This window comes from Paraglaciecola algarum (assembly GCF_021532655.1).
Lineage (GTDB): Bacteria > Pseudomonadota > Gammaproteobacteria > Enterobacterales > Alteromonadaceae > Paraglaciecola > Paraglaciecola algarum.
Window position 1 is genome coordinate 1 of the sequence record NZ_JAKGAS010000018.1, and the last position, 13,541, is coordinate 13,541.

Genomic DNA, 13,541 nt, shown 5'->3' on the forward strand with positions numbered 1-13,541 from the left:
CATCTCACCCGTACAATATGAGATGAAATTAATGCAATGCGCCTAACAATCTGTCCATGAATACTTGACCATTACAATAGCTGTTGGTTTATGTTTAGTGAAATAAATTATGAAATTATTTAACAGGCCGGTTTGAGCGATCAACGGACATTCGAACAACCTCAGTCGAACGACTGCTTAGCCCAAGAAACAGGTCATCATTCGTCATCTAATTATTAATGAATACTTTGTGCGGATTTAAGACATTAACTAACTCATTTAGATAATGTCTTCATAGAGTTGCTAATCGGACATTAATGAAGTTAATTTTTTGTCTATGGTTTCTCTAAAACCGACCTGAATCATTTTTCTTGCGTCTGTAGTTGTTTTTCCCATTGGTGTAAATTCTTTAATTGCATCCTCTAAAAAGGTGATTTGCTCATTAATAGACATCCCTGAATTAAATTTGTTGATATGCATGATGTAAAAGAATTTTTGTTCTAACGGTATATATTTAGCTTTTAAATTCGAATATTCACTTATTACATTGAAATAAGTTTCAATGATTGTAGGAGCTTCACTAACATCGAAAGATTGACTATCAAATAAGTCAGTGTAGTACTTCCCAAATATATGTTGTTTTTGATTTGATGACTTCTCAGGGAATCCTTTTAAGGCTAAAAGTAATTGCCCAAACCTTTCCATACTTATTTTATACTTGTAGATCTTATTATCTGATCTACCTGTGTCTCCAGTCTTACGAGCATAAATTATGTCGTGTTCCTCAAGAAACTGCTCTATTGCAATCTGCTCTGAACTCAACGACTTAAGATCAGTGGCTGAAATTGTATTTTGACTATTCGTATACTCTGCTATTTTATTCACTGAGTTGTCATCAGAATCAGTTACAAATATTCTAACCAGAATCTCACTTTTAGATAGATACTCAGAAATATTTAATGCATCTTTTGAATTGAAATTATGTATGGAACGTACTGTTTGACCACCATTCAATATTTGAAAGTCGTCAATTTCAAGTTTTAATTTTTTGTTGGCGTTGAATGGTGTTGTTTTAATTGTTTTAGCAACAATTGTTATTCCATTGTTGTACATAAAGAATTTTGAAGGGGCTTCTTTTAATGATTTTTCAATATTCTGATTATATTTAGATTTAACTACAAACCCTCTTACATTGTCAAATAATGAACCAAAATCTAAGTTTACTGAAGCAATAGGTCCTAAATCCTCAATATTGTATTTATTTCTTAAAACTTGATCATTGCAAGTTATCCTAACAACTTCACTACTTGTCAACCTTGCAATATATGACTTTGATGATGATAAACTATGCTCTGTGTATGACATCAGTGCTTCAGGCTCTAATATTAAGCTAGCTTTAATAGGCTCTGGTCTTATTGATAAAATATCCGCTATAAATGGTAAACCAATGGGGATTAGTTCCAGATCATAGAGTTGCTTCAATTGTTTTATGTTAAATTCATCAGTTGATATTTCAACGCTTTCATTACTTACAACATATAAATTAAATTTCCAAACATCATTACTATTTAATTTTTCAATAACTTCATCAGCAAACTTCTTTGGTTTGCCATTCATTTCAGTTGTATCTTCGTTGATTATTGCATTAACATATTTTGTTGAAAGAATAGTCTCATTTAAACTTTGATGATTATTGGCTTTAAATTTTTCCCTATATTTAAAGTTGAATAGGTTTATTTGTTTTTCATCATCATCTATATAAACGGCGTCTATTCCAAAGTCTTCATCGGTTGTACCATTTAAATATTTATTAAAATCAGTATCCGTGATTAGTGAAGCAAGATCTTCAATTTCCTTAACACCACATAAAGATTCAAGCATAAAAATATAGAAACCTAAACGAGATTTTTGTACTTCACTTTCTGCTTTTTCTTCGAGTTCAACAGTATCCTCAAGGAGTTTATAATATTTTCTACACTTCAGATTCAAAATCTTAAAATCGTTTATATTCGCCATTACACTAACTCTAAATTATCTTTTATATTCTATTGGGTTACCCTAACTTTAGGAGGTAGATATTACAAATATTATGTAAATAAAAAATCTAGCTAAGTAACACCCACATAAACATATTCCGTTTGCAATCTGGTTAATAGTTATTGCAGTTTTTTAGTCCGCTATTAGTATCAATAGCAGAAAATTTTAAGAAAAAAATAGGTCTTAAAGTAATAATTGGGGTCGTCGTCAATTTAAATAATAGTTTCACGCAAATCTGTTATTTCTTGGTTGAAAATCGGCATCGCTTAAGTCAGCAATATCCCATTTTCTGTCATTTATTATAGAATGACTCGACCGACTGCTTTTAGACTCATAGCTGCCAGTCAGGCAAGTTCTTCTATTAGACCGCAAGTGGCACAAAGTTAGCTATCACCATAAATCATTTTCTTGAAATCAATCATTAATAAACTATATTTATTTGTAAATACCCTCATGGACGAGCATCATGCAAAACCCTCCAGTAATACTAGTAAAAACTTGGCTTCAAACTCTTCAATCAGATATGGAACAAGAATATAAACTTGAAGTAGAAAGAAAGATTATCAAGGTTTTTGGTAGCACAGAAATCGCTATCATTTATCTACAAGATAATGATGTTCATTAATTCTGAATGACCACTTAGTGACCACACTCGATATACTTTATGCAATTTCATGCAAGCTTATGAATCTTTAAGTTATTGATTTAAATGTAAGTTATTGATTTTAAAGCGGGCTAAATGGGTTCAACTCCCGCCAGCTCCACCAAACATACAGAAGACCCTAAATCTTTAGTAAAATCAAAGGTTTAGGGTTTTTCTTTATCTAGCCTTTTGGACCCCCTTTTTGGACCCCTTAAATTCTGTTAGGATGCTAAACGTCATCTATAACAAGGGCTTACAGGTAATGTCGAAAAATCGCGTCCCTAGCGGTAAACGGGGGATCTATTGGAAAAGTAATACATTATACGCTCGAATGGTGGTCCCTAAGGACGTCCGTGAGCACTTTCCTACAGGTGAACTTCTTAAGTCACTCTAGACTAACGATCTAAAGGTAGCTGAGTATAAGGCCGCTCAGTTGTTTCATGAATGGAGATCTCAGATTGAAAAGTACCGAGGCTCCTCTTGTAATGGTCTACCTATACTGATCGTATCTATTAATTAGCTGTTAACTACAAATTCTAGTTGTAACACCTCAAGTTGGCTGGGGCCCAAGCCCTCGCCAACTTTGATATTTCTTCATTAATCTTCAAAATTTTACGCAAATTTTACGCGTTTTAACTCCCCTACCCTGATACATTTAACTGAACACTTTCAACAACAATCGAATTAAATGTATGCGCGCTCTCGCAGTTACATGTACCACCATGGTATTTGCTGTTCTTATAAGTTGGCTACTAGGTAGTTTGTTTTTGCCTATAGGTGGCACATTACTCATATTGCAACTGGGCTCGGTCACTTGTGCAATTTTATTTTCACGCATTAACGGTATTTTAGGGGCTCTGTTGGGCGCCGTTAGCTTCAATTTCTTTTTCACCGAACCTTTGTATTCAATTAGAATGAGCAATGCAGACGATGTCGTTAATATGGCAACTTTTATTATCGTCGCCATTCTGGCAAGCGAATTAACCGCGTTTTACAAGAAACAACAAACAGCGCTTCGAAAAGCCCGATTACAGGCGAATGTACTTCGGTCAGTTTCACACGACTTACGTACACCACTCTCCTCAATTATAGGTTCTATGGAAACATTAGATTCTTACTACCACTCATTATCTGAAGAAGATAAGCGCGAATTAATAAAAGGTAGTATCGCTGAGAGCAAGCGTTTACACACCTATGTCGAGAATATTCTCCAAGCCACAAAAATTCAGAACGATTTACTCATTGCAGGAAGAGAGAAAGTCTCTATCCGCTTTATCATTGATAACCTCTTAGCTAGGTTTAGCACCAACCGGATTTCCGTTACCTATAAAAACAGCAATGAGCATTTTACTGCTAGCGGACCGCTTTTGGAGCAAGCGTTATTTAATATTATCGACAATGCACTTAAATTTAGCAGCCAAGCAGTGAAAGTGATTGTTAGCAACGACGCGAAAAACACATACTTTTCTATCGAGGATTCAGGCATTGGCCTTAAGAATGGCGATACTGAATCACCTTTCCTCTTGTTCTCTTCTTCACGCGATGGTGATGTTGGAAGGGGCGGTATTGGTATTGGACTAAATGTTGCCAAAGGAATAGCTGAAGCCCATAAAGGAACGCTGATACTTCAAAATTTGGAGCAAGGTTGTCGTGCAATTCTATCTATCCCTAATCTAAGCGAGCAGTCTTCATGAATACCGTTCTTATTGTTGAAGATGAAACTCACATTCGCCGAATGATAAGCATCGCTTTGAAAGCTGAAGGGTTTAAAACCAAAGAATCTAGTAACGTGCAAGACGGACTAGTACTTGCCCTTAAAGAAAAACCTGAATTAATAATATTGGACCTTGGCCTTCCCGATGGGGATGGCAAAGAAATTCTAGAGCGTGTGAGACAGACTAGCAGTGTCCCCATTTTGATTTTATCAGCACGACATTCAGAGAATGACAAAGTCGAGCTTTTAATGGCGGGAGCAAATGATTATGTGAGTAAGCCATTCAGTATAAAGGAACTGATTGCTCGCATAAGGGTTCTCCTTCGCGATATAACGCCAGTTATTCCGGAAGCTGAACGCATCAGAAAATTTCAAGACCTTAACCTTGACATGAATAGTGGGGTATTAATCTTTGGAAAGACGCATGTCTCTCTCACACCTAAAGAACTATTGTTGATGGATATTTTAACTAGGGAAGTTGGAGTTTTCATCAATCAGACTGTGCTTATGCGCACAATTTGGGGGAACTACAATAGCGAAGATACCCATTACATAAGGATTTTAGTTAGCCACTTAAGAAAAAAGCTTTCATCACTTAGCACAGATCAATTCTCAATAGAAACTTCCGCGGGCCACGGCTACCGCTTTGTATTTAATCATTCGGAGTAAACTCATGGCACATTTCACGGTAATAGGGTTAGGCCGATTTGGATTGACAGCTAGCATTGAGCTTATACATATGGGGCATACTGTCACAGGAATCGACAAAGACGAGAAGCTCGCTGAACAATACGCAGGACAATTGACTCAAACGCTTATATGCGATGTCACTGATGAAAGGGCGTTAAAAGAATTAAACCTTTGTCAAAGTGAAGCGGTTCTTGTTGCTATAGGTGAAGATATGCAAGCCAGTTTGCTGTGTACACTTCATATTAAAAACTTAGGCGTCAAAGACATCTGGGTGAAAGCGAACACAGCAGCACACCATACAATACTCTCCAAATTAGGTGTGACGCGAATTGTACACCCCGAGGAAGAGATGGGTGCGCGTGTTGCACAGGCATTAAATTATCCCATGGTGAGTGATTATCTAAGCGTTGGCCATGGCAATTATATTGTCGACATACACCTTCCATTGACTTTTCAGCCTACTAGCATAAAACAATTAATCAAAGGTTTTGAAAATTCGATACATTGTTTACTTTTAAAACGTGAGCAAGAAGTAACACAATCTCCATCCGCTTCTCATATTGTCCGCGAACGCGATACGCTTATTATGTACGGCCCTAAAGAGGCCTTAGTCAGAATTGCCCCAAGGTTGAAGTAATGACACGCTGGAACTTGCAACAACGTCCAATATCCAGAAAAGCAAAAAGCGCTTACAAAATACAGGCAGCACCGCCTCTCATTTTATCGCTGAGTTTTTTAGCAGTAATAGCGATTGGTACCTTGCTACTACTGCTTCCCGGCATGACAACACAACCTATATCTTTTTCACAGAGCCTATTCACTGCAACGTCGGCAGTAACTGTCACTGGATTGGTCGTTGTTGATACAGGAACGGTGTTTACTCAAGTAGGGCTCACTGTCATTGCATTTTTGATCCAAATTGGCGGGCTTGGGTTGATGACATTCGCCGTGGTTACCTTAATTGCGCTTGGCAGCAAGATTTCATTTTTACAGCAATCTGCTATTAAAGAGGCATTTAACCAAACAGATCTATCTACCCTCGTTTCTACCGCTAAATCAGTTCTCTTGTTTGCGTTAATAATCGAATTGCTAGGCTTTATTATTTTATCGCTGTTTTGGTTACAGACAAAGCCTATTGGAGAAGCGCTGTTTCACGCATTTTTCTATACGGTTTCTGCTTTCAACAACGCAGGTTTCGCGCTTAGCGCCAATAGCCTTTCCTTGTATGTCGGAAATCCAGTGATCAATCTCACGATAACTGCCCTATTTATCATTGGTGGTTTAGGCTTCTCCGTATGGATAGATTTAAACAAAAAGCGAGCATGGCAAACCCTATCTGTTTATAGCAAGCTAATGATTAGTAGCACTTTTATCATTAACGGCATCGCACTTATTCTGATTTACCTTATAGAAAAAGACAATCCAAACACCCTTGGTGGTTTAGACAGCACATCTAAATTATGGGCGGCATGGTTTCAAGCCGTAACACCGCGCACCGCAGGATTTAACACCGTTGATATCAGTGCGCTAGAAAATGCAACAACATGGCTAACGCTACTGCTTATGTTTATAGGTGGAGGGTCAATGAGCACAGCAAGCGGAATTAAGCTTGTCACTTTTGTCGTGCTAATCATGTCAGCGTATAGCTATTTGCGCCGTGACCCCTCGCCATCAATATTCGGAAGATCGCTATCTAACGAGACTAGAGGAAAAGCCCTAGCACTCACTCTTCTTTCAACTGCGGTATCGTGGCTGGCAATATTCATTCTATCGATAACCGAAAAAGCTGACTTCCTAGACGTGGTTTTTGAAGCTATTTCTGCACTCGGCACGGTGGGGTTATCTAGAGGGTTAACTGGTGATTTGTCTGATCCTGGTACAGTCGTTATTATCTTTTTGATGTTTATAGGCCGCTTGGGGCCGTTAACTATTGCGTATTTTCTGGCTAGCCCTCGTCAGGTAACAATCAAATGCCCAAATAGCACTATTCCCGTAGGGTAAAAGATACATTGAAAGGCGCCCGATGAGGCCTTTCGTACTTTAAATCAGAAGTTACGAAACCAAACTCTTAACATATGACGCTATTGATTCGGACGGACACTTCGAACTTAACGAGGACGGAACCGTTAAGGAGTTCAAAAACGAACCACACCTCGAAGATCTCGAAATGGTCATACATACGCTTTGTTACGTCGTTCTCGACGCGATCGAGTTCGTTGGACAAGCTCTCGAGTATGACGTCCCGGAGAACGAACTTAGAAGTATAGCGGAAGCTCTCGAGGCGTGTCACAAGGACGCGGGTTAAGTTCCCAAATGAGGAGCTGGACCGAGACCGAAAGAAGAAGAGCCGGAAATCTATTTTGGACCCCTATTTTGGACCCCTCAAGACTTACAACCCATTGAATAAAGGCGCTTAAAGGGCTTCAAGGTCAAATGTCGTAGACTCCCGCCAGCTCCACCACTTAACAATAAACCCAGCTTATACGCTGGGTTTATTGTATCTATTAGAGGGTAAACATGCTGAAAATGTTTAGCCAAAATAACTGCAAATATTAAATCCACTCATTTACACCTGCTTTAATGCATAAATGCACCTACTCGGTAATGTAGGTTACAATGGCTTTTTTTGTTTTATTAACGGGCTTTTATATGACTTGTATAACCAATGTAATTCTAACAACCGCGATTCAAGATGGGGCATGGATGAACAGTGATTATGGCAGTGTAGATGAGCTGAATGAATATCTTTGTAATAACTATCAAGGTTCCACTTTAAAAATGGTGCATTGCCATGCCGGTGGAAACAAAGGTATGAGTTGTGATGTATTTATGGCTGCAATAGACTACTTGAATATTGAAGAATTTATTGAGCAATTTAAGCAAATTCAGTGGGATAAGCCATTAGCTGCTCAGCTACTTTTAAAAAGTGAGCCCGATGATATTTTTCAATCCTATTCTCCTGAGTGAATTTTGAGTAAATGGCAGCTTTAGGCTAGTCAATGTCATAGTAAACAATGTTAACTAATTGATTTTCCGCCTATTTAGGCTCAATTAAAAATAAAAAGTGATAATTTATGTCTTGTCCTCCCTGCCCCAACTGTGATTCTGAATTTGTTTACCAAGATCGCAATCAACTAATTTGCCCTGAGTGTTCCTATGAATGGGATCCCACAGAAGTCGCTGCAGAAAATGAGATAAACGTCAAAGATGCAAATGGCGTTTTGTTAGCTGAAGGCGATATAGTCACTTTTGTGAAAGATCTCAAAATTAAAGGCAGTTCCCAGGTACTTAAAATAGGCACAAAAGCAACAATTAGGCGAATTATGGACAGTAAAGATCATCAATTAGACTGTAAAGTTGATGGCGCCAGTGACATGATGATTACAGCTAAATATGTGAAAAAAGCTTAGTGGTAGTTGTTAGTTGGATCCCAAGTTTTAAAAAGGTCGGTTAAAAATGAAAAAGCAATTTTATGCACTGATAGTTATTTTATTAGCACACACCAATAACGTATGGGCGAAAAATACAGACCAAGAGCTACAAGTGCTTTTTGCCGTCAATCAACTTTTACATTCGATCAACACTAATGACTTAAAGTTAATGGCCAAGGTGAGTCGCGAAGATGGTGTGAACTTTATCTCGACAAAATTAGAAAATGGCAAGTTTTCTGTAAGATCCGTTGCTCAATCCAAATATTTACATCCTGAAAACGAACCTCAAGGTCAATATTTTGAAAGGATCTGGGAGCCACAAATAATCCTAAATGAGCAAATAGCCGTTGTTTGGGCAAAATATGATTTTCACATAGACGGCAAGTTTTCCCACTGCGGTGTAGACATATTTAATCTGATTTTAGATAACGGAGTATGGAAAACCGCCAGTATGACGTGGACAGTCCAAAAACAAGATTGTGCTCCCTCACCTCTGGGTAAAATTATCCCTTAATATAAATACAGTTACTCCCGAGTATTTATCGCAGGCCCTGCTGCGATTTTACTAACCACCAAATGGATTTATTCATACAGTTTCATCACCCTTAATTATTGATCTTTAAGGTTTAGTTTTATTCCTTGTCTAAACAGTATATGTTTACCACTTGTAATAATTTTAAATTTTTTCAATACCAGATTAGGGGCAACATGCGTACCTTTACATTCAATATTTTATTAGTAGTCAGTTTAAGTTACGCGCTTACCAGCTACGCAAATTCATTAAACGTTGAAGTTGTCACGCCTAAATTACAAGCTAAAAATCTAGAATTAGAATTAAGTGGTAATGTTGTGGCACTTAATGACGCGCAGTTGACTAGCTTAGAATCCGGTGTGGTTAACACTATTTTGGTTGATGCGGGCGATCATGTTGAACAAGGCCAAGCATTAGTAAAATTAGACGATGCTTTAGCGGTTATCGAGTTATCTCAGGCTCAAGCTGAGTTGCAATCTGCAATGGTCAGATACCAAGAAGATCAAAGACTTTACGAGGAAGTGGTTGGATTAACCAAGCAAAAAGTGGTGGCCAAAACCTTATTAGCTGAGCGTAAGGCTAATTTAGCCAATAGCCAAGCTATGCTTGCTCAAGTCAAAGCTAAACTTAAGTTGCAACAAGAAATAGTCAAACGTCATGTTCTATTAGCGCCTTTTGCAGGCACCATTTCTCATAGAAACGTAGATGTGGGTGAATGGATCAGCCAACAAAATAATATCCTTCGACTAGTGTCTGACGACGCATTACGCATTTATGTGGATATTCCTCAAGAGTATTTTGACCAAATCAATAGTGCTTCATCGATAGATGCCTTGGTTACGCCAGATACATTGTCTAGCGATCCTATGAACTTGACTGTATCAAAATTTATTAAGGTATCTAATTTAAGCAGCCGTACTTTTCAAGCTCGTATTGATTTACCTAAATCAACTAAACTAGTAGCCGGCATGTCAGCAAGAGTAAAGCTGGTTTTACCGACTCCAATGGCCTCTCAAGTGAGTTTGCCCAAAAGTGCGCTTAAACGCCATCCAGACGGTAGTTATAGTGTTTACTCTGTACAAAATAATAAAATCAAACGACTGAGTATTAAATTGCTAAGTAGTAGTTTTGATCAAGTCATAGTTCAAGGAGTAGACCAGGCAGCAGTCATAGTTGTATCGGGCAGTGAGCTATTAAAAGAAGGTACCCCCGTCACTACTACTCAATCTAGCGAGACAAACTAGTGTTTAAGTCAGTCATAAATAAAGGCACTTTAGTTGCCGTAGTTGTTTCGATTATCTGTGTGTTGGGCATAGTGGGCTCACTCAAGATCCCTGTACAAATGATCCCTGATCTTGAAGTTAGAACCATAAGTGTACGTACTGGCTGGTCTGGGGCTACCCCCCAAGATGTAGAAAAAGAAATACTCATAGAGCAAGAAAGATACCTACGTAGCATACCTAATTTAAAACGTATGACCTCATACGCCTCTATGGGCAGTGCCAGTATCGAACTGGAATTTCCCTTTGGAGTCGAAGTAAATGACGCCATGATCAATGTGAATAATGCCTTGAGCCAAGTGTCGTCCTACCCTGAAAATGTTGATCAACCCAGATTAATCTCTAGTTCATTCTCCAGTAATGCATTTTTATATTATTCGTTAAAACCCCAATCGGGAAATCCATTGGGTTTAGATATGGATCTCATCCTTGATTACGCGGAAGACTATGTCAGACCACAGATGGAAAGTGTATCAGGCGTATCCGAAGTGAGGGTAAGTGGCGGCGCTGCTAGGCAAATTCAAATCAAAGTCGATCCCTCACGCTTAGCGCAGCGAGGAATTAGCATCACCAATATTAGAAATGCTATTCGTAATCGGAATAAAGATGCTTCAGCCGGTGATATCGAAACTCAAAAAGAACGCTATTTAATTCGAGTATTAGGCCGCTTTGATAATGTATCTGATCTAGAAAACCTGATCATTCAGCGCAAAGACAACATCAATATTTACCTTAAAGATGTAGCTGAAGTGGTACTCGACCACTATGAAACACGGGGCTTGTCTTATTTCGATGGTGAACGAACCATTCGCCTATCAGTTAGACGAGAAAGCGGCTCAAATGTAATCGATATAAAAGACCAAATGCTCAAAGTAGTTGAGCGTATCAACAGCGATTTATTACAACATAATGGCCTAGAATTAGTCCTCACCAGTGACGATGTGAAATACGTTAAAAGTTCTTTGTTTAACGTATGGGTCAACTTATTGTTAGGTGGATTATTAGCCACTTTAGTCATGTACTACTTTTTACGCTCAGCTAAAGTCACGCTTATAGGTGTTTTGGGTATTCCCATGTGTACCATAGCCGCGTTTATGGCTTTGTTACTTTTTGAACGCACCATCAATGTTATTTCATTAGCAGGTGTGGCTTTTGCCATAGGCATGACAGTCGATAACACAATTGTGGTGCTAGAAAGTATTATGCAAGCCAAAAAACGGGCTAAGAGTAGCTTTGAAGCGGCGATAATTGGTGTGACAGATGTATGGCCTGCGGTACTGGCTTCAACTGCTACCACTATTTTAGTATTTGCCCCTATTTTGTTTGTACAACAAGAAGCGGGACAACTTTATTCAGATATCGCCATTGCTATCTCAGGGGCCATTATTGCTTCTATGTTAGTGGCGATTTTTGTGGTACCTGTTACCTTGGCTAATTTTACTAAAAACCCAAACAAAAACAGCGACAAGCCAGCCAAAGAGCAAATACAGCTGTCAAACAAATGGCTAAAATTTGTTGATATATTTATTCAAACTAAATCTCGAGCGTTGACTACAGTAGCAACATTTAGCATTATCACCTTAGGATTAGCTTATATTTTAATGCCTGCAGCAGAATACTTGCCTGAAGGAGAAGAGCCTAAAGCCTTTTCTAACATGATAGCGCCCCCAAGTTATAACCTTACTGAAATGGAACGTATTGGCGCTGAAATCAGAACTTATTTAGATGACTTCGTGCACGATAGCAGTGAGCGATTTGCCAATGGTAAGACAGATATGCCACCACTTGCCTATTACATGATGTCGGTATCTGCAGGGCGTATTTGGGTGTTAAGTAGCCCAGAAGATGCTAACTACATTCATAACATGATGGATGCGCTGACTACTAAATTTGAAAGTTACGAGGGAATGCGCGCATTTTCCTCAAGAGGATCGATTATCTCAAGTAATGATGGAGGCACTCGCGCGGTTGCTGTGGATATATCTGGCCCGAACTTAGTGGAACTTTATCAAGCGGCTGAAGCGGTATACGAACAAGCAAAAGTGATTTTTGATAACCCACAAATTAACTCTCAGCCAAGCTCCTTAAGTCTCAATCAACCTTTGATTGAGGTTAAACCTAGGTGGGATCGCCTGGCTGAACTAGGTTTGTCTAATAGCGAATTGGGGTATTCCATTTCTGCATTTAGTGATGGAGCATACGTGGATGAGTTTATTTTAGATGATGACAAAGTTGATATATTTATATTTAGTCATGCCGGAAATAAACAAAATATCGAACAGTTAACTAACTCGCCTATTATCACGCCTATTGGTCAAGTCATGCCATTAAGTGCCTTGGCTGATATGCAAGCTAGTTACAGCAGTGATAGTTTAAGACGAGTAGACGGTAATCGAACGGTTTCTGTTTATATTATCCCACCGCGTAATGTCGCTTTAGAAATTGCCGAGCAAAAAGTCAGAACCGAATTACTGACTGAGCTTTTACAAAAAGGCAAAGTAGCCCAGGGCATTAACCTCACCATTAGTGGTGCGGCTGATCAACTCGAGGCCACTAAAACGTCATTATCGTCTAATTTTGTGATTTCAATCGTGTTGAGTTATCTATTGTTAGTAGCCATTTTTACCCACTGGCGTTATCCACTATTTATTCTCACTACCATTCCTTTGGGGATGGCCGGTGGTCTACTGGGTTTGATTTCGGTGAATGGCATCAATGCCGTATTGACTCAAATAGGTTTACCCGCCTTCCATCAACCACTAGATATGATCACTATGTTAGGCTTCTTAATTCTATTAGGTACAGTGGTGAATAACCCAATATTGATAGTTGATCAAACTCGCAAAAACATGCTTCAAGGCGCAACAGATGTAACCACGGCAGTCAGAGCGGCAGTTGAAAAACGCTTAATGCCTATTTTAATGTCCACTTCAACCACTGTATTTGGCCTAGCACCATTGGTACTGATAGCCGGTGACGGCACCGAATTATACCGAGGTGTAGGTATAATTGTGTTATGTGGCATTATATTCTCTACCCTACTTTCACTCACCTTTTTACCCGCACTATTAGTTAGCGTACTAAAAACTCAATTAAAACCCCTTAATGGAGTGTTAAGTGAGAATAACCCCCTAAACACCCCTAAGGGGGTTTAATAGAGATGATTGAAAAACAACATAAACAGTGTAATAATACTTTAAAGGATGCTAAACAACTAAAAGCTACATAAAGCATC

General features: G+C 38.7%; 11 protein-coding genes. 10 read left to right on the forward strand and 1 reads right to left on the reverse strand.

Annotated features, from left to right (window positions below; all coding sequences use genetic code 11):
• Positions 1–282: 282 nt before the first annotated feature.
• On the reverse strand, positions 283–1,995 hold the full coding sequence (locus tag L0668_RS19615; RefSeq protein WP_235314428.1) for an AIPR family protein: 1,713 nt from the start codon (positions 1,993–1,995) through the stop codon (positions 283–285).
• Between the two features lie 487 nt (positions 1,996–2,482).
• On the opposite strand from L0668_RS19615, the gene L0668_RS19620 reads away from it, so the two are divergent.
• The 10 genes from L0668_RS19620 to L0668_RS19665 all read left to right on the forward strand — a co-directional run bounded on the left by L0668_RS19620 (position 2,483) and on the right by L0668_RS19665 (position 13,461).
• Complete coding sequence (locus L0668_RS19620) at positions 2,483–2,641, forward strand: hypothetical protein (protein WP_235314429.1); 159 nt, start codon at positions 2,483–2,485, stop codon at positions 2,639–2,641.
• A 710-nt stretch (positions 2,642–3,351) separates the two neighbouring features.
• Entirely contained in the window at positions 3,352–4,353 is a 1,002-nt protein-coding gene (locus L0668_RS19625) for a sensor histidine kinase (RefSeq protein ID WP_235314430.1), read from the forward strand.
• A complete protein-coding gene (locus tag L0668_RS19630; RefSeq protein WP_235314431.1) occupies positions 4,350–5,042 on the forward strand; it encodes a response regulator in 693 nt (230 codons plus the stop codon). The genes L0668_RS19625 and L0668_RS19630 overlap by 4 nt, the downstream gene beginning before the upstream one ends.
• A 4-nt stretch (positions 5,043–5,046) precedes the next feature.
• Complete coding sequence (locus L0668_RS19635; RefSeq protein ID WP_235314432.1) at positions 5,047–5,700, forward strand: potassium channel family protein; 654 nt, start codon at positions 5,047–5,049, stop codon at positions 5,698–5,700.
• Positions 5,700–7,064, forward strand: a complete 1,365-nt coding sequence (locus L0668_RS19640) for a TrkH family potassium uptake protein (RefSeq protein ID WP_235314433.1) — start codon at positions 5,700–5,702, stop codon at positions 7,062–7,064. The genes L0668_RS19635 and L0668_RS19640 overlap by 1 nt, the downstream gene beginning before the upstream one ends.
• Positions 7,065–7,712: 648 nt before the next feature.
• Positions 7,713–8,030 carry a hypothetical protein gene (locus L0668_RS19645; protein WP_235314434.1) on the forward strand — a complete coding sequence of 106 codons (318 nt, stop codon included), beginning with the start codon at positions 7,713–7,715 and terminating at the stop codon, positions 8,028–8,030.
• Positions 8,031–8,137: 107 nt separating this feature from the next.
• Complete coding sequence (locus tag L0668_RS19650; protein ID WP_235314435.1) at positions 8,138–8,473, forward strand: zinc ribbon domain-containing protein YjdM; 336 nt, start codon at positions 8,138–8,140, stop codon at positions 8,471–8,473.
• Between the two features lie 46 nt (positions 8,474–8,519).
• Complete coding sequence (locus L0668_RS19655; RefSeq protein ID WP_235314436.1) at positions 8,520–9,008, forward strand: hypothetical protein; 489 nt, start codon at positions 8,520–8,522, stop codon at positions 9,006–9,008.
• 194 nt (positions 9,009–9,202) lie between these two features.
• Complete coding sequence (locus L0668_RS19660; RefSeq protein WP_235314437.1) at positions 9,203–10,270, forward strand: efflux RND transporter periplasmic adaptor subunit; 1,068 nt, start codon at positions 9,203–9,205, stop codon at positions 10,268–10,270.
• On the forward strand, positions 10,270–13,461 hold the full coding sequence (locus L0668_RS19665) for an efflux RND transporter permease subunit (RefSeq protein ID WP_235314438.1): 3,192 nt from the start codon (positions 10,270–10,272) through the stop codon (positions 13,459–13,461). Before L0668_RS19660 ends, L0668_RS19665 begins: the two co-directional genes overlap by 1 nt.
• Positions 13,462–13,541: the final 80 nt, after the last annotated feature.